Origin of the sequence: Streptomyces sp. NPDC052721, assembly GCF_040678315.1 — a bacterium.
In the GTDB taxonomy this organism is placed as follows: domain Bacteria; phylum Actinomycetota; class Actinomycetes; order Streptomycetales; family Streptomycetaceae; genus Streptomyces.
Genome location: NZ_JBFATL010000006.1, coordinates 73,854 through 97,368 on the forward strand (window position 1 = coordinate 73,854; position 23,515 = coordinate 97,368).

Annotated in this window: 20 protein-coding genes, 1 tRNA gene and 1 riboswitch; of the genes, 8 read left to right on the forward strand and 13 right to left on the reverse strand. The window is 71.2% G+C overall.

Going from position 1 to position 23,515, the window contains the following annotated elements; translation table 11 throughout:
- Positions 1-76 precede the first annotated feature (76 nt).
- Positions 77-1,219 carry an acyl-CoA dehydrogenase gene (locus tag AB0L21_RS08450; protein WP_365700087.1) on the forward strand — a complete coding sequence of 381 codons (1,143 nt, stop codon included), beginning with the start codon at positions 77-79 and terminating at the stop codon, positions 1,217-1,219.
- 118 nt (positions 1,220-1,337) lie between these two features.
- Here AB0L21_RS08450 and AB0L21_RS08455 read toward each other — a convergent pair whose 3' ends face one another.
- From AB0L21_RS08455 to AB0L21_RS08480, 6 genes are all read right to left on the reverse strand, one after another.
- The gene (locus AB0L21_RS08455; protein WP_365700340.1) at positions 1,338-1,667 is read right to left on the reverse strand and encodes a rhodanese-like domain-containing protein; all 330 of its coding nucleotides are present in this window, start codon (positions 1,665-1,667) and stop codon (positions 1,338-1,340) included.
- Positions 1,668-1,716: 49 nt separating this feature from the next.
- The gene (locus AB0L21_RS08460) at positions 1,717-2,529 is read right to left on the reverse strand and encodes a hypothetical protein (RefSeq protein WP_365700089.1); all 813 of its coding nucleotides are present in this window, start codon (positions 2,527-2,529) and stop codon (positions 1,717-1,719) included.
- Between the two features lie 133 nt (positions 2,530-2,662).
- A complete protein-coding gene (locus AB0L21_RS08465; RefSeq protein ID WP_365782921.1) occupies positions 2,663-4,093 on the reverse strand; it encodes a DUF2252 domain-containing protein in 1,431 nt (476 codons plus the stop codon).
- A gap of 208 nt (positions 4,094-4,301) precedes the next feature.
- Complete coding sequence (locus tag AB0L21_RS08470) at positions 4,302-4,808, reverse strand: DUF3293 domain-containing protein (RefSeq protein WP_365782923.1); 507 nt, start codon at positions 4,806-4,808, stop codon at positions 4,302-4,304.
- Between the two features lie 45 nt (positions 4,809-4,853).
- Positions 4,854-4,969, reverse strand: a riboswitch (SAM riboswitch).
- Positions 4,970-5,109: 140 nt separating this feature from the next.
- On the reverse strand, positions 5,110-8,367 hold the full coding sequence (locus AB0L21_RS08475) for an FG-GAP-like repeat-containing protein (RefSeq protein ID WP_365782925.1): 3,258 nt from the start codon (positions 8,365-8,367) through the stop codon (positions 5,110-5,112).
- Between the two features lie 322 nt (positions 8,368-8,689).
- Positions 8,690-8,773 (reverse strand) — tRNA-Leu (locus AB0L21_RS08480).
- 484 nt (positions 8,774-9,257) lie between these two features.
- On the opposite strand from AB0L21_RS08480, the gene AB0L21_RS08485 reads away from it, so the two are divergent.
- From AB0L21_RS08485 to pknB, 6 genes are all read left to right on the forward strand, one after another.
- A complete protein-coding gene (locus AB0L21_RS08485; RefSeq protein ID WP_365700095.1) occupies positions 9,258-10,124 on the forward strand; it encodes a DUF3662 and FHA domain-containing protein in 867 nt (288 codons plus the stop codon).
- 10 nt (positions 10,125-10,134) lie between these two features.
- Positions 10,135-10,665: an FHA domain-containing protein gene (locus AB0L21_RS08490; RefSeq protein ID WP_365700097.1), complete on the forward strand. Its 531-nt coding sequence runs from the start codon at positions 10,135-10,137 to the stop codon at positions 10,663-10,665.
- Positions 10,666-10,805: 140 nt separating this feature from the next.
- Positions 10,806-12,398, forward strand: a complete 1,593-nt coding sequence (locus tag AB0L21_RS08495; RefSeq protein WP_365783062.1) for a Stp1/IreP family PP2C-type Ser/Thr phosphatase — start codon at positions 10,806-10,808, stop codon at positions 12,396-12,398.
- A 27-nt stretch (positions 12,399-12,425) separates the two neighbouring features.
- Complete coding sequence (locus AB0L21_RS08500) at positions 12,426-13,871, forward strand: FtsW/RodA/SpoVE family cell cycle protein (protein ID WP_365782927.1); 1,446 nt, start codon at positions 12,426-12,428, stop codon at positions 13,869-13,871.
- Positions 13,868-15,355, forward strand: a complete 1,488-nt coding sequence (locus AB0L21_RS08505) for a penicillin-binding protein 2 (RefSeq protein WP_365782929.1) — start codon at positions 13,868-13,870, stop codon at positions 15,353-15,355. The genes AB0L21_RS08500 and AB0L21_RS08505 overlap by 4 nt, the downstream gene beginning before the upstream one ends.
- A 194-nt stretch (positions 15,356-15,549) precedes the next feature.
- Positions 15,550-17,547, forward strand: coding sequence for a Stk1 family PASTA domain-containing Ser/Thr kinase (pknB, locus tag AB0L21_RS08510; RefSeq protein ID WP_365700103.1), 1,998 nt, complete (start codon positions 15,550-15,552; stop codon positions 17,545-17,547).
- 67 nt (positions 17,548-17,614) lie between these two features.
- Here the strand turns inward: pknB and AB0L21_RS08515 are convergent, their stop codons facing one another.
- The 6 genes from AB0L21_RS08515 to AB0L21_RS08540 are packed head-to-tail and all read right to left on the reverse strand — an operon-like array spanning position 17,615 to position 21,896.
- Positions 17,615-18,370, reverse strand: coding sequence for a class E sortase (locus AB0L21_RS08515; RefSeq protein ID WP_365782931.1), 756 nt, complete (start codon positions 18,368-18,370; stop codon positions 17,615-17,617).
- A 28-nt stretch (positions 18,371-18,398) separates the two neighbouring features.
- Complete coding sequence (locus AB0L21_RS08520; RefSeq protein WP_365782933.1) at positions 18,399-19,574, reverse strand: class E sortase; 1,176 nt, start codon at positions 19,572-19,574, stop codon at positions 18,399-18,401.
- Entirely contained in the window at positions 19,571-20,209 is a 639-nt protein-coding gene (locus tag AB0L21_RS08525) for an aminodeoxychorismate/anthranilate synthase component II (protein ID WP_365700108.1), read from the reverse strand. Before AB0L21_RS08525 ends, AB0L21_RS08520 begins: the two co-directional genes overlap by 4 nt.
- Positions 20,206-20,367: a hypothetical protein gene (locus AB0L21_RS08530; RefSeq protein ID WP_030609287.1), complete on the reverse strand. Its 162-nt coding sequence runs from the start codon at positions 20,365-20,367 to the stop codon at positions 20,206-20,208. The genes AB0L21_RS08525 and AB0L21_RS08530 overlap by 4 nt, the downstream gene beginning before the upstream one ends.
- Before the next feature lie 53 nt (positions 20,368-20,420).
- Positions 20,421-21,086, reverse strand: a complete 666-nt coding sequence (locus tag AB0L21_RS08535) for a class E sortase (RefSeq protein ID WP_365700110.1) — start codon at positions 21,084-21,086, stop codon at positions 20,421-20,423.
- Between the two features lie 21 nt (positions 21,087-21,107).
- The gene (locus AB0L21_RS08540) at positions 21,108-21,896 is read right to left on the reverse strand and encodes a DUF881 domain-containing protein (protein ID WP_365700112.1); all 789 of its coding nucleotides are present in this window, start codon (positions 21,894-21,896) and stop codon (positions 21,108-21,110) included.
- 152 nt (positions 21,897-22,048) lie between these two features.
- On the opposite strand from AB0L21_RS08540, the gene crgA reads away from it, so the two are divergent.
- Positions 22,049-22,303 carry a cell division protein CrgA gene (gene crgA, locus AB0L21_RS08545; RefSeq protein ID WP_059250060.1) on the forward strand — a complete coding sequence of 85 codons (255 nt, stop codon included), beginning with the start codon at positions 22,049-22,051 and terminating at the stop codon, positions 22,301-22,303.
- A gap of 249 nt (positions 22,304-22,552) precedes the next feature.
- Here the strand turns inward: crgA and AB0L21_RS08550 are convergent, their stop codons facing one another.
- Positions 22,553-23,440, reverse strand: a complete 888-nt coding sequence (locus tag AB0L21_RS08550; protein WP_365700114.1) for a rhomboid family intramembrane serine protease — start codon at positions 23,438-23,440, stop codon at positions 22,553-22,555.
- Positions 23,441-23,515: the final 75 nt, after the last annotated feature.

The window sequence follows — 23,515 nt, forward strand, 5'->3', positions numbered from 1 at the left end:
CACCTTCAGACCGTCAGACGTCGGACCGTCGGACGACCGGATGACCGGATCACCGGACCCGCCAGGAGGACAGGCCGTGGACTTCACCTTCAGCGAGGAGCAGCGGGCGGCGGCCGAGGCGGCACGCGGGGTGTTCGCCGGGGTCGCGCCGGACGCGGTGCCCAGTCCGGCGCTCACCACCGGCGCCGTGGCCGAGGGCTTCGACCGGGCGCTGTGGTCCCGGCTCGCCGACGCGGACCTGCTGAGCCTGCTGCTGGCCGAGACGCACGGCGGAGCGGGCCTGGACGCCATCGCGCTGTGCCTGGTGCTGCGCGAGGCCGGCCGGGTGCTCGCCCGGGTGCCACTGCTGGAGCACTGCGCCGCCGCGGCGGCCGTGCAGGCCTACGGCGGTCCGGAGCTCGCGGACCGGCTGCCGGCCCCGGCGGGCCGGGGGGAGCTGGTGCTGACCGTCGCGGCACAGGGCCGTACCGGACACGATCCGGCCGAGCTGGCCGTCACCGCACGGCGGGAGGGGCGGGCCTGGCTGCTGGACGGGGTGCAGACGGCGGTGCCATGGGCGTTCGACGCGGACCTGGTCGTCGTACCGGCGCACGTCGAGGGCGCGGCCGGCGACCGGACCGTGCTGGCGCTGGTGCCGCGCGAGGCGGCCGGGCTGGTGCTCGCCGAGCAGGTCTCCACCAGCGGTGAGCGGCTCGCCGAGCTGCGGCTGCGGTCCGTGCGGGTCGAGCCGGGTGAGGTGATCGAGGCCGACGGCGCCTGGGAGTGGCTGCACGGGCTGCTGGTGACGGGCACGTGTGCGCTGGCGCTCGGGCTGGGCGAGCGGGTGCTGCGGATGACCGGTGAGTACACGGGCAAGCGGGAGCAGTTCGGGTATCCGATCGCCACGTTCCAGGCGGTGGCCGTGCAGGCCGCGGACCGGTACATCGACCTGCGTGCCATGGAGGCCACCCTGTGGCAGGCCGCGTGGCGGTTCGCGTCCGGGGCGCCGGGGGCGCTGCCCGCCGCCGGGGACATCGCCGTGGCGAAGATCTGGGCGGCGGAGGGGGTACGGCGGGTGGTGCAGACGGCACAGCATCTGCACGGCGGGTTCGGCGCGGACACCGACTACCCGCTGCACCGCTATCACGCCTGGGCCAAGCACCTGGAGCTGGCGCTCGGCCCGGCGGCGGCGTACGAGGAGAGGCTGGGCGACCTGCTGGCCACCCATCCCCTCGGCTGACCGGCACCGGGGGCCGGTCAGCCGAGAGCCGGGGGCCGGCAAGCCCCGGGGCTAGGCCCTGTCGTCAAACTCCCGTCTGCCGCGCTCCGGGCGGACGACGGGAGTTTGACGACAGGACCTAGAGGACGAAGCCCGGCTTGCCGTCGTCGGTGACGACCGGGCGGCCGGCGGCCTGCCAGTGCTGCATGCCGCCGTCGACGTTCACCGCGTCGACGCCCTGCTGGACCAGGTACATGGCGACCTGGGCGGAGCGGGCGCCCGAGCGGCAGATGACGTGGACGCGTCCGTCCTGCGGGGCGGCCTCCGTCAGCTCGCCGTAGCGGGCGACGAACTCGCTGAGGGGAATGTGCAGGGCTCCCCCGGCGTGACCCGCCTGCCACTCGTCGTCCTCGCGGACGTCCAGCAGGAAGTCGCCGTCCTTGAGGTCCGTGACCTGGACCGTGGGCACACCAGCTCCGAAATTCATGGCTCCGACGCTACCCGAAGCGAGGGGCGGGTCAGGCCTGGCCCAGCAGGGCGGCCAGTTCCGCCTCCCGCTGGGTGATGTCGGCGCGCAGCCGGTCGGCGATCTCGTCGAGCAGCCCGTCGGGGTCGTCGGGGGCGAGGCGGAGCATGCCGGCGATCGCGCCCTCCTCCAGTTCGCGGGCGACGAGGGTGAGCAGTTCCTTGCGCTGGGCGAGCCATTCGAGGCGTGCGTACAGCTCCTCGGCGGGGCTCGGGCTCCGCTCGGGCGGTACCGGTCCGGCGGCCCACTCCTCGGCCAGCTCCCTGAGCAGGGTCTCGTCGCCACGGGCATAGGCGGCGTTGACCCGGCTGATGAACTCCTCGCGCCGCTTCTGCTCCGTTTCCTCCTGGGCCAGGTCGGGGTGGGCCTTGCGGGCCAGCTCGCGGTAGAGCTTGCGGGCCTCCTCGCTGGGCCGCACCCGCTGCGGGGGCCGTACCGGCTGGTCGGTGAGCATGGCGACGGCCTCCGGGTACAGGCCGTCACCGTCCATCCAGCCGTGCAGCAGCTCCTCCACGCCCGGGATCGGCATCACCTGGGCACGGGCCTCCGCGGCGCGGCGGATGTCTTCGGGGTCGCCGGTGCGGGCGGCCTTCGCCTCGGCGATCTCCGCGTCCAGCTCCTCGATGCGGGTGTAGAGCGGGCCGAGTCGCTGTTCGTGGAGGCGGGCGAAGTTCTCGACCTCGACGCGGAAGGTCTCCACGGCGATCTCGTACTCGATCAACGCCTGCTCGGCGGCCCGTACGGCCCGTTCCAGCCGTTCCTCGGGGCGGGGGGCCTGGGACTGGTCGGCTTCCGGGGTTGTCACCCGCCCAGCGTAGCCGTTGCCCGCGGCTCGGTCCGGGTGCAGTTCCCCCGCTCCCGGCGAACCGCCCCTCGGACCCGGCGAGCCGTCCCGCACCACGCCCGGGGAACCCGCCCCCCGGCCCCCGGGAACCCCCTCACACGCCCAGCTCCGCCTCGATCCGCCCCGCCCTGATGCCCGCGACCAGCTCGGCGTGGTCCGCCTCCGTGCGGTCGGCGTAGGCGACGGCGAACGCGGCCATCGCCTCGTCCAGCTCCTCGTTCTTGCCGCAGTAGCCGGCGATCAGCCGGGGGTCGGCGCTGTGGGAGTGGGCGCGGGCCAGCAGGGCGCCGGTCATGCGGCCGTAGTCGTCGATCTGGTCGGCGGCGAGGGCGGCCGGGTCGACGCTGCCCTTGCGGTTGCGGAACTGCCGCACCTGGTACGGGCGCCCTTCGACGGTGGTCCAGCCCAGCAAGGTGTCGCTCACGACCTGCATCCGCTTCTGCCCGAGGACCACGCGGCGTCCCTCGTGCGGCACCGCGGGCGCGGCGAAACCGGCCGTGGCCAGGTGCGGGACGAGCGCGGAGGGGCGGGCCTCCTTCACCTGGAGGACCAGGGGCTCGCCGCGGTGGTCGAGGAGCAGGACGACGTAGGACCGGGTGCCGACGCTGCCGGTGCCGACCACCCGGAAGGCGACGTCGTGCACGGCGTGCCGGGCGAGCAGCGGGTGACGGTCCTCGCCGAGGGTGTCGACGTACGACTCCAGGGACGCGGCGACCGCTGTGGCCTCCGCGTCCGGTATGCGGCGCAGCACCGGCGGCGCGGGCACGAACCGCCGTCCGCCGTCCGGCACCGACTCGGTCGACTTCGCGGCGAACCGGCCGCTGGTGTTGGCCCGGGCCTTCTCCGCGACCCGCTGGAGCGTGCCGAGCAGGTCGTGGGCGTCGGTGTGGGAGACCAGTTCCTCGTCCGCGATGGCGTTCCAGGCGTCGAGCGCGGGCAGCTTGGCGAGCAGCCGCATGGTGCGGCGGTAGGCGCCGGCCGCGTCCCGGGCCGCGGCGCGGCAGGTGTCCTCGTCGGCGCCCGCCTCGCGGCCGGCGAGCACCAGCGAGGCCGCGAGCCGCTTGAGGTCCCACTCCCAGGGGCCGTGCGCGGTCTCGTCGAAGTCGTTGAGGTCGATGACGAGGCCGCCGCGGGCGTCGCCGTACAGCCCGAAGTTGGCCGCGTGGGCGTCACCGCAGATCTGGGTGCCGATCGTGGTCGTGGGGGTGCGCGCGAGGTCGTACGCCATGAGTCCGGCGGATCCGCGCAGGAAGGCGAAGGGGGTGGCCGCCATCCGGCCCACCCGCAGCGGGGTCAGTTCGGGGATGCGGCCGGCGTTGGACTCGGCCACCGCGCTCACCGCGTCGGGGCGGGCGGCGTCCAGGTCCATCGTGCGGTGGGCGGAGCGCGGCACGCTCGACCGGAGCGCCTTGCCCTGCTCCTTCGGCGAGCCCTGCGGCGGCCATGCGGCGAACCCGCGCACCCGGGGCAGGCGGCGCGCGCCCCGGTCCGCCGCGTCCGTCACTCCCACATCGGTTCCGGTCACCGCGACCGCCTCCCCCGCACGGCCCGCCGCCTTCGAACAGGCGACGGTACGAACATCAACTCGGGGAGACCGTACAACCGGTGGCCGAAACGCGTCAGACCCTGTGGAAAACTCCGCCGACGCCGGGGCGGTCGCCGTGGCCGGAAACCGCGGCCGGCGCCACGGCCCGGCCCGGCAGCCGTGCGGTACTCGACGCCGCGCTCGGCCCTCACCCCACCGGGAAGCCCCGCGCTCCCTCGGGCGAAGGCTCCGCTGTCGCCCGCCATCCGAGTGTCAGTGCCTCTTCGGCGCCGAAGCAGGTGAGCAGCCTCCATGCCGGCGCCGACCAGGCGAACACCGCGTCCTGCCCGAACTCCCGTCCCAGCGCGCGTGCTTCGTCGTCGCTCAGGCCGGCGATCGCCGCGCTCGCCTCGGTGTGCCGGCCGTCCGGGTCACCGCCGGCAGCGGGCCACCACGGAAGCCCCCGCCGGCGCAGCAGGCCGAGCAGTTCCTGATGCGCGCGGTGGTTGTGCTGTCGGGAGGCGCGGGCGCCCCGGGGGTTGTGGGCCGTGACCACATGGATCGTCTCCCCGTGGGGGACGGGAAACCGGCCGACCACCACGCCGGGCGGTGCCGGGGTGATGCGGACCGGCCCTTCGGGCAACTCCACGTCCACGACGGCCTGCTGGTAGAGGCCCCACTGGCGGGTTCTCGTGATCGGGATGCCGGCGGTCATGAGGGTCTCCGTTCGGGAGGGACCCCCTTACCCGCCGGGCAGGGAGATCCGCGCTTACCCCCACGGGAGCGTGGGGGCCCGGTCTTCCCTGGAGGGCACCTTGCGCGGTGAGCGAGGTTGCCAGCCGACGCTCGTCCAGGGGCGCGATCGGCTTCGTGACCGAGGCGGATCCTGACACAGGGTCCGGCGGGAAGTCCAGCTTCCGGAAGGCGGAGGCGCCTCCACGCCGCCTCGCGAAGAACCGGCCACGGACCCCGCGTCCGGATCCGTGGCCGGCCCCCCGACGGCCCCGGCGCAGCCGTCACATGACGGCCTTGTACCCCTTCCACCCCGTGGCGATCTTCACGCGGCCCCCGAACGAGCCCTTGCCGTTGCCGTTGTAGCGCCACACGGTGCCCGCGGTGTCGCGGGCCACGAGGTCCGCGCGGCCGTCGCCGGTGAAGTCGCCTGCGCCGACGACCGCGTTGTAGGAGGCGCCCCAGTCGGCGAACACCTTGACGCGGGCCTTGAGACCGCCCGTGCTCGTGGTGTTCGCCTCGTACCGCCACAGCTCGTCGGACTTGTCCTGGACGAGGAGGTCGCCGCGGCCGTCGCCGTTGAGGTCACCGGCGCCGACGATCTTCTTGTAGCCGGTCCAGTGGGAGGCGATCTTCGTGCGGGTGGAGAGCTTGCCGTTCGCCGCGCCCTTGAAGAGGTAGACGTCTCCGGTCGAGGACTGGCGGCCGATCAGGTCGGGCCGGCCGTCACCGTTGACGTCGCCGGGTGAGGTCAGGACGTCGTACGCGTTCCAGCCGGAGGTGCCGAGCGAGGTGTACTGCGTGCCGGGCGTGGGGGCCTTGCCGCAGGCCGGGCGGTAGGCCCGCAGGGCGCCGCCGGTGCGGACCAGCACGTCGTTGCAGTGGTCGCCGTCGAGGTCGCCGAACGGCACGATCCGGGCGGTGGCCGGCCAGCCGGAGCCGGAGACCGTGCCGCCCAGTGTGCCGGTACCGGTGCCGCGCCGGACGGTGAGGGTGCCGGAGGAGCTGAGGGTGAGGACGTCACCGACCCCGTCGTTGCCGGCGTAGTCGCGCGGTGCCGCCGCTCCGGCCGTCACCTTGACGTCTCCGGAGAGGGTGAGCGCGGCGCCCTGGCCGTCGGCGGGCCGGGCGGTGAGGGTCCAGGTGTAGGTGCCGTTGGCGACCAGACGGCCGGCGGTGTCCTTGCCGTCCCAGGCGGCCTTCAGCAGGCCCCGGGCCGTGGCACCGGAGAGCGTACGGACGGTGGCGCCGGACGTCTTCCGACGGACGGTCACCTTCCAGTCGGCGGCGGGCTTGGACAGCCACCAGGTGCCGGACCAGGTCGCGGGGCCCGCGGTGACCGTGGCGTCGACGGCCGTGAGGGGGGACGCCGGCACGCCGGCCGGTACGACGTGCACGCGCTGGTCGCGGTCGGCGTAGGCGACGCCGCCGCCGAAGCGGTCCACGGTCCAGCTGGTCCCGGCCCCGGTGTTGTCCTGGCCGATGTCGGTCCAGTCGGCGAGCTCGCGGCTCGGCAGGTCGGTGTGACTGCCGCCGTCCGGCAGCCCGTTGTGCAGGTCGAGCAGCCTCAGCCCGCTGTCCGACTGGGTGCCGGCAACCCGCTCGACCAGGTATCCGTCCCCGAGCAGGACCCGGCCGTCCGGGGCGGTGGAGGTGCGCTTGGTCGTACGGTCGTACAGGCCCGAACCCTGGACGTCGCCCCAGGCGTCCCGGCACACCCAGTAGACGAAACGGCCCACGGCCTGGAGGGCGGACGGGGTGCAGCCGTTGCGGGTGGTGAAGGACTCGACGGCGGTGCCCGCGGGCAGCCGGGTGGCCGTGACCTTTCCGCCGCTCGCCGCGCCGCTCCACAGGGTGTTCCCCCACACGGCCGCGGCGACCCGGTCGCGCTTGAGCAGGACCTTGCCCGCCCCGGCGGTGGCGAACTCACCGATGTACTGCTTGCCGGAGGAGGCGCCGTCGACGACGGCGTACCGGCCGGAGAGATCCGTGAGCTGCGGGGAGTCGTCGCCGGTGTCGAGGGTCGGGCCCCAGTCGGCGGCGCCGTTGGCGCGGAGCATCGTCAGGCCGGACTCGGTGGCGTCGCGGCGGCCGTGGTGGCCGGTGCCGTCGGCGAACATCCGGATGCAGCGGGGCGTGGTCTCGTCGCAGAACCCGTCCCAGCCGCTGACCAGGCCGTCCACGGTGGTCCGCGCGGGGCTCGGGGCGCCGCTCGTGGTGAGCCAGGTGCTGCGGTAGGCGCCGAGGATCGTGTGCGGCTCGTAGAGCGTGCTGTTGTCGGCCGTGGTGAGGACGCCGCTGCCGAGGGAGAGTCCGTGGACCTGCGCGGGCATCGGCTGTACGGCGGTCAGGCGGCTGCGGGTGACCGAGCCGTCGGCGCCCTGGGCGACCCGGTACACGCCCCAGTCGAGGTCGCCCCGGTCGATGTACTTCGCGGCGCCCGCCACCAGGACGGAGCCGTCCGGGGCCTGGACGAGCTGACGGGCGGCCGGGTCCATGACCTTGGTCATGGCCGTGTCCGAGCCGTCGGACGTGAGGGCGAACAGGGGCTGGCCCCGGTACTTGTTGTCCCCCGGTGACATCGGCTCGACGCCCAGCAGGGCCGAGCCGACGACACCGTAGGCGGCCTGGTACGACAGCGAACTCGTCTCCAGGGTGCGGGGCGTCGCGTCCGGGTCGGCCCGGTCGAGCAGGTCCGCCTTGCCGCGTCCGGTGCGCAGCCGCAGCACCGAGCCGGGGCTCAGCCGGAAGCCGGTCACCTCCCAGGCCTCCTGCGGACTGGGCCGGTCGGGCAGCGCCTGCGCCCCGCCGGTGGCGAGGTCGACGATGCTCCAGTGGCCGCCGTCCTCCGTCTCGTAGCGCAGGATGACCGACCGGGCGTCGCCGTCCTCGACGCGGAGGTCGTGGGCGCCGCCGGGCAGGCCCGTCACCGGCGTCCGGCGGACCTCGCCGTTCTCGGCCCGCAGCAGCTCCCACGCGTCCGGGTTGCCGGCGACGTTGCTCGTGCTGGTGAGGATGGTGTCGCCGAACGTGCCCTGGTACGTGTGGCCCTCGGGCACCGGCACCACGACGGTGCCGCCCGGCGTCCCCGCGCCCCGGACGAGGGTGACCTGGGCGTCCTCCTCCGAGTAGAGGGCGACGGTGTCCGACCCGTCCCCGTAGTGGCCGGGTGCGAAGGAGACGTCCCCGCGGTAGGTGCCGTTGTCGATGTCGTACCAGAGCGGGACCGGCAAGCGCTGTCGCAGCGCGGTGGTGGCGCCGGTGGCGTAGTCCGTCCACAGGAACCGGTCATCGCCCTCCTGCACCCACAGGAAGCCGCTGGTCCCGGCGTTGAGGATCCAGGTGAACCGGGGGACGGCCCGCGCGGCGGCGGGCAGGACGAGTTCTCCCGCGGAGACCGTGGGCGCGGCCGGCGCCGCCGTCGCGGGCGTGTTCGCGAGGGGCAGGCCGAGGCCGAGTGCCGCCGCGAGGACGGCCGCGGTGCGTCGTGCCGGGCGTGATCCGGGCCGGGGTCTGTGCCGGTGCGTACCGAGTCGGGCCACCGTTCCTCCAGAGAGCAGGGGTGGCATGGGCGGAGGTACGGCAACGCCCTGGCATCCCCTCCGGCCCCCCGGCCGCTCCCCCCACGCGCGCGTGCCGAGAAGGCTAACAGCATGGACATGACTCTCTCGGCGCGTCTCCCGAGGGAGAGCGGAGCCCGGCATGGCGCCTGGACCCCGGACCTCGTCCGTGACTTAGTTCACAGACGGGTCCCAGCACACCCACGCCTGGCTGTGCGATCCCTCACAACTCCGCACACAACGAGAAACGGGCCCCTGCCGTGACTTCCGTCACCGGCAGAGACCCGTCTCATCGGTTTCTCTGTGCGCGAGGGGGGAGTTGAACCCCCACGCCCTTGCGGGCACTGGAACCTGAATCCAGCGCGTCTGCCTATTCCGCCACCCGCGCATTGGGTGTGTCTTCCGGCTCCGGCCCTTTCGGCCCGGCCCCTTCCGACACGCAGAACATTAGCACGTCGTACGGGGTGGCTTCACATCGCTTCCCGCCGGTCCCACCCCCGGCCACCGCCCCCGGCGCGCGCGGCGCGCCCATCAACGACGCACCCACCGAACGCCGCACGTATCAGGGAGGCGCGCTTCTCGTATCAACCTCGTACCGGTCCAGGCCATCTGCCCGGGAGGCGGACCGGGTCCACAGCCGGGTGCGGGACACTGGACTTCGCCCGCCTCTACGATCCATGACAGCAGGACACGCACCCAGGAGTTCGAAGGGGAGCCGCTGGGGGAACCGGCTGATTGGCGGGCGCGTAGATACGATCAGTGAGCAGTACCAGCAGTACCCGGCAGGACAGCCGCCCGAGCGGCGGCCGAGCAGCGGCCAAGGCAGCGGCACAGATCAGGCAAGACGACGGCAGGGACGGAGGAGGTGCCCCATGGGAGTCCTGAAGAAGTTCGAGCAGCGTCTCGAAGGTCTGGTGAACGGCACCTTCGCCAAGGTCTTCAAGTCCGAGGTCCAGCCCGTGGAGATCGCCGGAGCGCTCCAGCGGGAGTGCGACAACAACGCCACCATCTGGAACCGTGACCGGACCGTCGTACCCAACGACTTCATCGTGGAGCTGAGCGCGCCGGACTACGAGCGCCTGAGCCCCTACTCCGGGCAGCTCGGGGACGAGCTGGCCGGCATGGTGCGCGACTACGCCAAGCAGCAGCGCTACACCTTCATGGGCCCGATCAAGGTCAACCTGGAGAAGGCCGACGACCTGGACACCGGCCTGTACCGGGTGCGCTCGCGCACCCTCGCCTCCTCCAGCAGCCAGCCCGGCGCCCCGGCTCCCGGCGCGCCGGCGGCCGGCCGCCCCCCGGCGGGCGCCCCCGGCGGCTACGGCTACCCGCCGGCCGCCCCGCCCGCCGGCGCGCCCCCGATGCCGTCCGCACCGCCGCCCGGCACCCGCCCCGGCGGGTACGGCTACCCGCAGCCCGCCACACAGCGGCCGGCCGCGGCCCCGATGAGCGGCGCGCGCACCCGCTACTGGATCGAGATCAACGGCACCCGCCACCAGATCTCCCGCCCGACGCTGGTGCTGGGCCGCAGCACCGACGCCGACGTGCGGATCGACGACCCCGGCGTGTCCCGCCGGCACTGCGAGATCCGGACCGGAACGCCCTCGACGATCCAGGATCTCGGCTCCACCAACGGCATCGTGGTGGACGGGCAGCACACCACCCGCGCTACGCTCCGCGACGGCTCGCGGATCGTCGTGGGCAGCACCACCGTTATCTATAGGCAAGCCGAAGGGTGAAGCGGGGGCAATGTCAGAGCTGACCCTCACGGTCATGCGGCTGGGTTTCCTGGCCGTACTGTGGCTGTTCGTGATCGTGGCCGTGCAGGTCATCCGGAGCGACCTGTTCGGTACGCGCGTCACCCAGCGCGGATCGCGTAGGGAGGCGGCCCGGCCGCAGCAGCCGGGCCGGCAGCAGGCCCGGCAGCAGGCCACGCCCCCGCCGCAGCGCGGCCAGCAGGGCGGCGGCGGCCGGCGTGGCCGCAACGCCCCCACCAAGCTGGTCGTGACCGAGGGCACGCTGACCGGCACCACCGTCGCGCTGCAGGGCCAGACGATCACGCTGGGCCGGGCGCACGACTCCACGATCGTGCTGGACGACGACTACGCCTCCAGCCGCCATGCCAGGATCTACCCGGACCGTGACGGCCAGTGGATCATCGAGGACCTCGGTTCCACCAACGGCACCTACCTGGACCGGTCCAGGCTGACGACCCCCACACCGATCCCGCTGGGCGCGCCGATCCGCATCGGCAAGACCGCAATCGAGCTGCGGAAGTAGTGCTACGTCATGAATGAGCGCGAGCGGAGCGAGCACGCAGCGGCAGGCCGCCACCCGGTCTCCGGCGCGCTCCCAACCGGAGGGTGGGCAGTGTGGCTCGACACGACCGGCTGTACCCGGAGCCGACGGGCGAGGTGCGCATGAGTCTGTCACTGCGCTTTGCCGCCGGATCGCACAAAGGCATGATCCGGGAGGGCAACGAGGACTCCGGTTACGCCGGTCCGCGCCTGCTCGCCATCGCCGACGGCATGGGCGGCCAGGCGGCGGGCGAGGTCGCCTCCTCCGAGGTGATCTCCACCCTGGTCACACTCGACGACGACGTGCCCGGCTCCGACATCCTCACCTCCCTCGGCCAGGCCGTGCAGCGCGCCAACGACCAGCTGCGCGCCATGGTCGAGGAGGACCCCCAGCTCGAAGGCATGGGGACGACCCTCACCGCGCTGCTGTGGACCGGGCAGCGGCTCGGTCTGGTGCACGTCGGCGACTCGCGCGCGTACCTGCTCCGTGACGGTGTGCTCACCCAGATCACCCAGGACCACACCTGGGTGCAGCGGCTCGTGGACGAGGGCCGGATCACCGAGGAAGAGGCCACCACCCACCCGCAGCGCTCGCTGCTGATGCGCGCCCTCGGCAGCGGCGACCACGTCGAGCCCGACCTGTCGATCCGCGAGGTCCGGGCCGGCGACCGCTATCTGATCTGCTCCGACGGCCTGTCCGGCGTGGTCTCCCACCAGACGATGGAGGAGACCCTCGCCAGCTACCAGGGCCCGCAGGAGACCGTGCAGGAGCTGATCCAGCTCGCGCTGCGCGGCGGCGGCCCCGACAACATCACGGTCATCGTCGCCGACGTGCTCGACCTGGACACCGGTGACACCCTGGCCGGGCAGCTGTCCGACCAGCCCGTCGTGGTCGGCGCCGTCGCCGAGAACCAGCACCACCTGCACGACAACGGCATCATGCAGACCCCGGCCGGCCGCGCCTCCCACCTGGGCCGTCAGGGCCGGGGGCACGGCGGCGGCGAGTTCGGCCCGCCCGGCTCCGGCGACACCACCGGCTACATCCCGGCCGGCGGCTTCGGTGACTACGCCGACGACGACTTCACCAAGCCGCGCAAGGGGCGCAGATGGCTGAAGACCTCGCTCTACGGCGTCCTCGCCCTCGCCGTCGTCGGCGGCGGCCTGTACGGCGGCTACCGCTGGACGCAGACCCAGTACTACGTCGGCGCCAAGAACGAGCACGTCGCGCTGTACCGCGGGATCAGCCAGGACCTGGCCTGGGTGTCGCTGTCGAAGGTGGAGAAGGACCACCCCGAGATCGAACTCAAGTACCTGCCGCCGTACCAGCAGAAGCAGGTGAAGGCGACGATCGCGGAGGGCGGCCTGCAGGCGGCCCAGACGAAGGTCCAGGAGCTGGCCGTACAGGCTTCCGCCTGCCGCAAGCAGGCCGAGCGCCAGGCGGCCGAGCGCGCCAGCAAGGCCAAGAACGGCCAGGACAAGACCGGCCAGGACAAGACCGGCGGCACCAACAGCTCCGGTGGCACCGGCACGACCACGCAGACCGCCTTCGTCAAGGCCTCCCCGACGCCGAGCACGACCCCGAACCCGTCGGCCTCGAAGACGTCCCCGGCGTCGCCTTCGAAGTCTCCGTCCACGACCCCGTCCGCGACCCCCAGCCCCGGCCCCACTCTCTCGGAGGATGAGCAGAAGGTCGTCTCGCTGTGCGGTAAGCAGTAGGCAAGCCGTGAGAGGCCCTGTCACACGATGAGCAGTACTACGAACTCGCCGACGCACCACACGTCCACGATCGGCGCGATCGGCGCGCCGAGCCGCCGCAACACCGAGCTGGCCCTGCTGGTCTTCGCCGTGGCCATCCCCGTGTTCGCCTACGCGAACGTGGGCCTGGCCATCGACGGCCAGGTCCCCGCGGGCCTGCTGAGCTACGGCCTCGGGCTCGGTCTGCTGGCCGCCGTCGCCCATCTCGTCGTACGGAAGTTCGCCGCGTACGCCGACCCGCTGCTGCTGCCGCTCGCCACCCTGCTCAACGGGCTCGGACTGGTGTGCATCTGGCGGCTGGACCAGTCCAAGCTGCTCCAGCAGCTCCATGTCGCGGGCGGCAAGGCGACCAACCAGCTGATCTACACGGCGATGGGCATCGCGCTGTTCGTGGCGGTGCTGATCTTCCTCAAGGACCACCGCACGCTCCAGCGCTACACCTACATCTCCATGGTGGCCGCGCTGTTCCTGCTGCTCCTGCCGCTGGTCCCGGGCCTCGGCGCGGACGTGTACGGCGCCAAGATCTGGATCTCGATCGGCAGCTTCACCATCCAGCCCGGTGAGTTCGCCAAGATCGTGCTGGCCGTGTTCTTCGCCGGCTACCTGATGGTCAAGCGCGACGCGCTCGCGCTCGCCAGCCGCCGTTTCATGGGCCTGTACCTGCCGCGCGGCCGCGACCTCGGCCCGATCCTCGTCGTCTGGGCGATCTCGATCCTCATCCTCGTCTTCGAGACCGACCTCGGTACGTCGCTGCTGTTCTTCGGCATGTTCGTGATCATGCTGTACGTCGCCACCGAGCGGACCAGCTGGATCGTCTTCGGTCTGCTGATGTCCGCCGTCGGGGCGATCGGCGTGGCCAGCTTCGAGCCGCACATCAAGGTCCGTGTGCAGGCCTGGCTCGACCCGATGCGCGAGTACACGCTCAGCCGCACCCCCGGCGTCGCCGGTGTCCACTCCGACCAGCTCCAGCAGGCCCTGTGGGCGTTCGGCTCCGGCGGCACCCTCGGCACCGGCTGGGGCCAGGGCCACTCCGAGCTGATCCGGTTCGCCGCCAACTCCGACTTCATCCTCGCCACCTTCGGCGAGGAGCTGGGCCTGGCCGGCATCATGGCGATCCTGCTGATCTACGGCCTGATCGTGGAGCGCGGCGTGCGCACCGCCCTCGCCGCCCGCGACCCGTTCGGCAAGCTGCTCGCCATCGGCCTGTCCGGCGCCTTCGCGCTCCAGGTCTTCGTCGTGGCCGGCGGTGTGATGGGCCTCATCCCGCTGACCGGTATGACGATGCCGTTCCTCGCCTACGGTGGTTCGTCGGTCATCGCCAACTGGGCACTGATCGGCGTCCTGATCCGCATCAGCGACACCGCCCGCCGCCCGGCGCCCGCCCCCGCCGCCAACCCCGACGCCGAGATGACCCAGGTGGTCCGCCCGTCATGAACAAGCCCCTGCGCCGGATCGCGATCTTCTGCGGCCTCCTCGTCCTCACCCTGCTGCTGCGGGACAACTACCTGCAGTACGTCCGGGCCGACAAGCTCAAGGACGACCCGAACAACCGCCGCGTCACCATCGCCCGCTACGCCACCCCGCGCGGCGACATCATCGTGTCGGGCGGCGACCCGATCACCGGGTCCACCCTGACCAGCAAGACCGGTCTGAACGACCTGAAGTACAAGCGCACGTACAAGAACGGCCCCATGTGGGCGCCGGTCACCGGCTACGCCTCGCAGGCCTTCGGCGCCACCCAGCTGGAGTCCATCGAGGACGGCATCCTCACCGGCGACGACGACCGGCTGTTCTTCCGCAAGACGCTGGACATGATCACCGGCAAGGAGCAGCAGGGCGGCAACGTCGTCACCACGCTCAACGCCGCCGCGCAGAAGGCGGCGTACGAGGGTCTGAAGCAGCGCGGCGGCAAGGGAGCGGTCGTCGCCCTGGAGCCCTCCACCGGCAAGATACTGGCGCTGGCCTCCTACCCGTCGTACGACCCCTCGTCGTTCGCGGGCAACACCAACGACGACGCCGCGGCCTGGAAGAAGCTCCAGAAGAAGTACAACCCCAGCGACCCGATGCTGAACCGGGCGCTGCGCGAGACCTACCCGCCGGGCTCCACCTTCAAGGTGGTCACGGCCGCGGCGGCGCTGGAGAACGGCAAGTACACCTCGGCCGACGAGAAGACCGACTCGCCGCTGCCGTGGACCATGCCGGGCACCACGACCCAGCTGAAGAACGAGGGCAACATCCCGTGCGAGAACGCGACCATGCGGGTCGCGCTCCAGTACTCCTGCAACACCGTCTTCGGCAAGATCGGTTCCGACCTCGGCAACGACAAGATGCTCGCGGAAGCGAAGAAGTTCGGCTTCGACGCCGAGCAGTTCACCCCGGTCCGATCCAGCGCCTCGGTGTTCTCGGACGACATGAACCAGTCGCAGACCGCGCTGTCCTCCATCGGCCAGTACAACACCGCCGCCACCCCGCTGCAGATGGCCATGGTCGCCTCCGCGGTCGCCAACGACGGCAAGCTGATGAAGCCGTACATGGTCGACTCGCTGCAGTCCTCCAACCTGGACCCGGTCGCCACGACCCAGCCGGAGGAGCTGAGCCGGCCGCTGTCGCCGAAGAACGCGCAGATCCTGCAGGACATGATGCAGACCGTGGTCGAGAAGGGCACCGGTACGCGCGCGAAGATCGACGGCGTCACGGTCGGCGGCAAGACCGGTACCGCACAGCACGGCGTCGAGAACAGCGAGAACCCGTACGCCTGGTTCATCTCCTACGCCAAGCTCAGCGACGGCAGCTCGCCGGTCGCCGTGGCCGTGGTGATCGAGGACGAGAGCGCCAACCGCGACGACATCTCCGGTGGCGGCCTGGCCGCGCCGATCGCGAAGAACGTCATGGAGGCGGTCATCGACTCCAAGAAGTGACCGCGCCGGCCACCGGGAGTGACCCCGCTCACACCTCCTTCACATCGCCGCACGTTGCGATACCGGTCCTGTATCGGGTTACGGGCTTGGCCAGGTCACACACAGCGAGCCGGGTACGGTAGGCCCGGACGGCAGCCTCCGGCCGCGCACAGGGGTGCGCGGCCGAGACCGACGGAGAGGGCTGGTAGGTAGCTATGGAAGAGCCGCGTCGCCTCGGCGGCCGGTACGAGCTGGGCCAGGTGCTCGGCCGCGGTGGCATGGCGGAGGTCTACCTCGCGCATGACACCCGGCTCGGCCGCACCGTGGCGGTGAAGACGCTGCGCGCGGACCTCGCGCGCGATCCGTCCTTCCAGGCCCGGTTCCGCCGGGAGGCCCAGTCGGCCGCCTCGCTCAACCATCCCGCGATCGTCGCGGTCTACGACACGGGCGAGGACTACATCGACGGAGTCTCCATCCCGTACATCGTGATGGAGTACGTCGACGGCTCCACGCTCCGCGAGCTGCTGCACTCCGGCCGCAAGCTGCTGCCCGAGCGCGCCATGGAGATGACCATCGGCATCCTCCAGGGCCTGGAGTACGCGCACCGCAACGGCATCGTCCACCGCGACATCAAGCCGGCCAACGTCATGCTGACCCGCAACGGCCAGGTCAAGGTGATGGACTTCGGCATCGCCCGCGCCATGGGCGACGCCGGCATGACCATGACCCAGACCGCGGCGGTCATCGGCACCGCCCAGTACCTCTCGCCGGAGCAGGCCAAGGGCGAGCAGGTCGACGCCCGGTCGGACCTCTACTCCACCGGCTGCCTCCTCTACGAACTGCTGACGGTACGGCCCCCCTTCGTGGGCGACTCCCCGGTGGCCGTGGCCTACCAGCACGTCCGGGAGGAACCGCAGGCCCCGTCGGTCTTCGACCCCGAGATCACGCCCGAGATGGACGCGATCGTCCTGAAGGCACTGGTCAAGGACCCCAACTACCGCTACCAGTCGGCCGACGAGATGCGCGCCGACATCGAGGCGTGCCTGGACGGCCAGCCGGTCGCGGCCACGGCCGCGATGGGCGCGGTCGGCTACGGCGGCTACCCCGACGACCAGGCGACGACCGCCCTGCGCTCGGAGCCGGGCGGGGGAGCGACCACCATGCTCCCTCCGATGAACCCCGACGACGGCGGCTACGGCTACGACGAGCGCCCGGACCGCCGCCGCCAGCAGAAGAAGTCCAACAGCTCCACGATCCTGCTGGTCGTCGCGGGCCTGCTGGTCCTCGTCGGCGCGATCCTGATCGGCATGTACGCGTTCGGCGGTGACGGCGGGGGCGACGGCAAGGTGCCCGTGCCGTCGTTCGTGGGCCAGCCGGAGAAGACGGCCCGCAAGATGGCCGGCAACGTCGACCTCAAAGTGTCGGTCACCAAGAAGGCCTGCGAGAACCAGGCCACGGGCAACGTGTGCTCCCAGAACCCGGAGCCGGGCCAGAAGGTCGAGAAGAACAGCACGGTCGACCTGGTGATCTCCACGGGCGCCCCCAAGGTCACCGTGCCGGACGTGCGCGGCATCCAGTTCGACCAGGCCGAGGCCCAGCTCAAGGAACGGGGCTTCCAGGTCGAGAAGAAGACCCAGGTGTCGACCCAGACGCCCGATGTCGTCATCACCCAGGACCCGGAGGGCGGCTCCCGCAAGGAGAAGGGCACCACGATCACCCTCACGGTCGCCAAGGCCGAGGAGAAGGTCACCGTCCCCGACGTCAGCGGCAAGTCCTGCGACGAGGCTAAGGCCGAACTCCAGGCCAAGGGCCTGGCGCCGAACTCCAGCTGCACCGAGACCCCGGTCACCGACCCCGCCCAGGACGGCAAGGTCCAGAACACGAACCCGGCGGCGGGCCAGCAGGTCTCCAAGAACACCCCCGTCGCGATCAACGTGGGCAAGGCGCAGCAACCGCAGCAGAAGCCGGTGCCGGACGTGCAGGGCAAGCCCCTGAAGGAGGCCCAGCAGATCCTGCAACAGCAGGGATTCACCCAGATCCAGGTCAACGGACCCAGTGACGACAAAGCACGGGTCGTCCTCCAGACCCCGCCGCAGGGCACCCAGGGCGACCCCGGCAGCACGCAGATCGTCCTGACGACCGCGGACTTCGACGGCGGCAACAACGGCGGCGGCAACGGCGGCGGCAACTTCTTCGGCGGCATCACCGGCTGACGCGTCCCGCACGCGCGTGGGCCCCTGCCGGGAATCCCGGCAGGGGCCCACGCGCGGTCTCAGCGTCTCAGCGCAGTTCCTTCGGCGGCGTCCGGTCGGCGTCCACCTTCTCCACGCGGACCAGCTCCCCCCACACCACGTACCGGTAGCGGGAGGTGTAGACGGGGGTGCAGGTCGTCAGGGTGATGTAGTGGCCCGGCTTCTTCCTGCCGGACTCCCTGGGGACGGCGGAGAGGACCTTGACGTTGTACTTCGAGGTCTCGGGGAGGACCGAGTAGACCTTGTAGACGTACCAGTCGTCCCGCGTCTCGAAGACGATCGGGTCGCCCTTCCTCAGCTTGTCGATGTTGTGGAACTTCGCGCCGTGCCCGTCCCGGTGGGCGGCTACGGAGAAGTTGCCGTCCTTGCCGGTGGTGGGCAGCGTGGCCTTGACCGGGTCCGTGTAGTAGCCGGCCACACCGTCGTTGAGGACGTCCGTGTCCGTGCCCTTCTCGACCAGCACCTCGCCGTTGCGCATCGCGGGCACGTGCAGGAAGCCGATGCCGTCCTTGGTGTCGAGCGCGCCGGGACCGGACTGCTGCTGCTCGGCCCAGTGCTCGCGCACCTTGCCGGCCTGCCGGTCCGCCTTGCGGTCCGCTATCACGTTCGTCCACCACAGCGAGTAGACGACGAACAGGCCGAGCAGCACGCCCGCCGTGATGAGGAGTTCCCCGAAGACGCTGACCGCCAGCGCGATCCGGCCGGGGCGCCGGCGCGGAGCCGGATCCGGGTCCGGTTCGGACGCGTCCGTGGTCTCTTCGGTCTCGTCGGCGGTCGCTGCCACTGTGTCCTCTGCCCTTACTCGATGAGCCCTACTCGATGAGCGCGTCCGGCTTGCCCTTGCTGCGCGGGCGTTCCTGGACCATCTTGCCCCAGACGATCAACCGGTACTTGCTGGTGAACTCCGGCGTGCAGGTGGTGAGGGTGATGTAGCGGCCGGGCGCGGTGAAGCCGGAGCCCGGCGGGACCGGGTCCAGCACGCTGGTGTTGGACGGCGGGGTCACCGGAAGCATCGAGGTCACCTTGTACACGAAGTAGGTGTCCTGCGTCTCGACCACGACCGCGTCGCCGGCCTTGAGCCTGTTGATGTACCGGAACGGCTCACCGTGCGTGTTGCGGTGCGCGGCGAGACCGAAGTTGCCGGTCCTGGCGTCGGGCATCGCCGTCTTCAGCGGGGCCTCGCCGTAGTGCCCCACCATGCCCTTGTCGAGCACCCTCTTGTTGCTGACGCCCTCCGCGATGGGCGCCACCACGTCCAGCTTCGGGATGTGCAGGATGGCGAAGCCCTGCCCGGGCTCGAAGACGCCCGGATTGCGCTTGCCGTTGGCCCAGTCGTCCTGGAGCTGGTGCGTCTCGCTGCCGGCCTGCGCGTGCGCTCGGACATTCGTCCACCACAGCTGGTAGGTGACGAACAGCAGCATCAGGACGCCGGTGGTGATGAACACCTCGCCGATCGCCCGGCTCGCGACGGTCGCCGGGCTCGGTTTGCGCAGCCGGGCCTGCCGCCGGGCCTCCACCCGGCTCAGGGGCCGCTGCGGGTCCCGTGCCGTGGGGGGAGCCGCCGGCTCACGGACGTCCCTGGCCCCGCCGTGCCGCCCACCACGCCGCTTGGCTGCCCTTCTCCGGGCCGCACGGCCGCCGGGTGTGACTCGGGTGGCCTCAGCGGCTGATGGGGCTCCAGAGGCCCCTGTGCCTGTCCGAGTGGCGTCGCTCCGCGCGCCGTACCCCGCCGGCCGCGGAATCCGCAGCGCCATCGTCTCCTCGTCGACGGGAGGCAGGGATGCCGTGAGGTCCTCGCCGAGAGCAGGCGGCGGCACCGTCAGGTTCTCCTCGGTGAGCCGGGGCATCGGAGCCGTCGGCGGATCCTGCCGCCGCCCGGCGTACGGCCGCGCGCCACCGGAGGACTCGTACGGCCGCGCACCGCCGGAGGACTCGTACGGGCTCTCGCCGCCGTACAAGTCCTCGCGCTCGGGGCGCAGCGCGGTCACGCCGTGGCCCTGCCCACCACCGGGGCGAGCCCCGCCGATCTCGCCACGGCACCGTGGTCGCCGCACTCCGCCAGCCAGTTGGCCAGCATCCGGTGTCCGTGCTCGGTCAGCACCGACTCGGGGTGGAACTGCACGCCCTCCACCGGGAGTTCCCGGTGGCGCAGGCCCATGATGATGCCGTCGTGGGTGCGGGCGGTCACTTCCAGCTCGGCCGGGACCGTGGCCGGTTCGGCGGCCAGGGAGTGGTAGCGGGTCGCCGTGAAGGGGGAGGGCAGGCCCGAGAAGACGCCCTTGCCCTCGTGCTCGACCAGCGAGGTCTTGCCGTGCAGCAGCTCGGGCGCCCGGTCGACCACACCGCCGTACGCCACCTGCATCGACTGCATGCCGAGGCACACCCCGAAGACCGGCACCCCGGTGGCCGCGCAGTGCCGGACCATGTCCACACACACGCCCGCCTCCTCGGGGGTCCCGGGCCCGGGCGACAGGAGCACGCCGTCGAAGCCGTCCTGAGCGTGCGAGGTCGACACCTCGTCGTTGCGCAGGACCTCACACTCCGCGCCCAGCTGGTACAGGTACTGGACGAGGTTGAAGACGAAGCTGTCGTAGTTGTCGACGACGAGAATCCGCGCACTCACTGGTTGTCCACCGTCACATCGTTGAAGGGCAGCAGCGGTTCGGCCCACGGGAAGACGTACTGGAAGAGGACGTAGACCACGGCCAGGATCAGTACGAGGGAGATGAGGGCCTTCACCCACGCGTTGCCCGGCAGATGCCGCCAGATCCAGCCGTACATGCCGTCCCTTCCGTATCCCCTACGGCACCAGACCCACGCCGTACGTCACCAGACTAACGGCGCAGAGCCCTCGGTTCGCCTGCCTCCACAGGCTGTGTGGAATCCAGGTGCGCCCAGACGATCAGCCGGTGACTGTGCCCCCATTCCGGATCGCACGTGGTCAGCGTCAGATACCGGCCCGGACGCGTGTACCCGGACTTACGGGGGACAGGATCGATCACCTCGACATCGGTCGGCACTGTTTTGTAGGGGCCTTTGTCCATCCGATACGTGAACCAGGTCGTCCCGTCCGTGAGCACCACCGCGTCGCCCGGCCGGAGCCGGGGGAAGTCCTTGAACGGGTCGCCGTACGTCCGCCGGTGCCCGGCCACCGCGAAATTGCCCTTCTGGCCGAGCCGCGCGGTGCTCGCGTAGTGGCCGAGGCCCTTCTTCAGGGTGCCGGTGCCGGTGCCCTCCAGCACCGGCTTGTTCCACGTGAAACCGAGCCGCGGGATGTACATGATCGCGAAGGGGGCGCCCGGTTCATACCTTCTGGGTGCCGCCACGGTTTCCGGCTGGACGTTCCCCCGCGACCACTGCTGCTGCAACCGGTCGATCTGGTCGCCCATCACCCGATCGGCCTGCACGCCCGTCCAGAACAGCACATAGACGACGAAGAGCACGATCACGGTGCCGACGGTGATGCACAGCTCGCTGACGGTCCTGACGATCACGCGCACCGGCGGCTCCCGGACGGACGTCTATCCCACTGGCTTCGCGTAGCGCAGATCCACTGTGCCGGAGTAGCCGGGAAGAGTCACCGTCCCGTCGTCGGTGACTTTCCAGCCGAGGCCGTACACATTGACGTAGACCATGTAGGTCTGGATCGCCTTGCTCGCGGCGAGCGCCTGCTTCAGCCGGTCCGGGTCCCCGACCGCCGTGATCTTGTACGGCGGTGAGTACACGCGGCCCTGGAGGATCAGGGTGTTGCCGACGCAGCGCACCGCACTGGTGGAGATCAGGCGCTGGTCCATGACCTTGATGCCCTGGGCGCCGCCCTGCCACAGCGCGTTCACCACGGCCTGGAGGTCCTGCTGGTGGATGACCAGGTAGTCGGGCTGCGGCTCGGGATAACCGGGGAGTTTGGCGGTGGCGCCCGGCGGGGCGTCGTTCAGGGTGACGGTGATCGCCTTGCCGGTCAGCTTCTGGGTGCCCGCGCTCTTCTCCAGCCGGCCGAGTTTCTCGTCCTCGGCCTTGGTGCTGCCGTCGTCGCTCTCGGCCAGCGACTCCACGCTGTCGCGCAGGGTCGCGTTGGACTCGTCCAGCTCCTTGTTCTTGCGGCTGCGCTGCTGGATCAGGTCGGACAGCTTCAGCAGGGAGCCGTCCTGGCGGATGTCCGTGCCCCTGGCCGTGTTGAAGCTGGTGAAGAAGATGAGCCCGGCGAGCGCGAAGACGGCCGCCGTGAGGATCCGCACGGGCCGCACACGCGGCCGGCGGGCGGGGCCCGAACCCGTTGATCCCGTCCCGGGGGAGTCGGCAGAATTGCTCAACGTACCCTTATCTCCTTCGGCGCCACGGAAGCACTACGCTAACGGACGCCCGGGGGAGCACACAGAGTCGTCATGTTGGCCCCTTGTACGCTGCCCCGAGCCCGACCCCGTTACCTGCGCGGCCACGCAGCGCATCGACAGGAGAGACCCTCGTGCCGAAGTCACGTATCCGCAAGAAGGCCGACTACACGCCGCCGCCGGCGAAGCAGGCGCAGGCCATCAAGCTCACCAACCGCGCGTGGGTCGCGCCCGTGATGCTGGCCATGTTCCTGATCGGCCTGGCCTGGATCGTCGTCTTCTACGTGACCGACGGCTCGCTGCCGGTCGACAGCCTGGACAACTGGAACATCGTGGTCGGGTTCGGCTTCATCGCCGCCGGCTTCGGCGTCTCCACGCAGTGGAAGTAGCTCTGCCCAGGGCTATCCGCGGAGTTATCCACAGGCCAGGGGTGCTGTCCACAATCCCCCTGGGGAAAAGAAACTACGATCTGTGGATAACTCATCGGGCGTTGACGCCGGTGTGACTGGCCCACCGATTCCCATACATCTGTTCGCCCCCTGCCTGACCTGCGGAAACACATCCGAGCGGCAGGGGGCGCAGCTGTGTCCGCACGCCATGCACAAGATCCGCCACAGCCTGTGGACAACGGTTCGGTATCAGGTGAGCTGAGCGGTCCTGACCAGCGCCAGCGCCACCGCCAGCACCAGGACGACGGCACAGGTGCCGTACTGCACCAGTGCCCGCTTCTCGCGCGGGGCGTGGACCATCGCGTACCCGGTGACGACACCGGCGACCAAGCCGCCGATGTGTGCCTGCCAGGCGATGTTGCTGAACCCGAAGGTGAAGATCAAGTTGATCACCAGCAGCGCGATGACCGGGCGCATGTCGTAGTTGAGCCGGCGCATCAGCACGGCGGTCGCGCCGAAGAGGCCGAAGATCGCGCCCGAGGCGCCGAGCGAGGCGGTCTGCGGGGAGGTGAGCAGATAGGTCAGCGCGCCGCCGGCCAGGCCGGAGACGAAGTAGACCGCCAGGTAGCGGGCCCGCCCGAGGGCCGCTTCCAGCGGGCCGCCGATCCACCACAGGCTCAGCATGTTGAAGCCGATGTGCCAGTACTCCTCGTGCGCGAACATCGAGGTCACGAAGCGGTACCACTCGCCGCCGGCGACGCCCGAGGTCGGTGCGAACGGCTTAGGGGGCCAGGCGCCGTAGAGCACCAGGTGGTCCAGGAGGGAGCTGTCGGCCTGGACGGCGATGAACACCGCGAGGTTGATCCCGATCAGGATCTTGGTGAGCAGCCGTGGGTCGGCCGTGACCGTGCCCCCGGCGACCGTGCGCGGCCGGGACGCCGCCGCCGCGTGCCCCGTGCCCGACCCCTCGCGGACGCAGTCCGGGCACTGGAAGCCGACCGAGGCGCTGACCATGCACTCCGGGCAGATGGGCCGGTCACAGCGGGTGCAGCGCACGCCGGTCTCGCGGTCCGGGTGCCGGTAGCACACGGGCACGCTCCGGGCAGCGTCCTGCGCGCTCCCTGCGGCCTGGTCCATCAGATCCCCTTGTTCGTCGTGTCCGTCCTGACGGTACTGTCCTGCCCCGTCCATCCTTACGGACGGGCGGGGTAT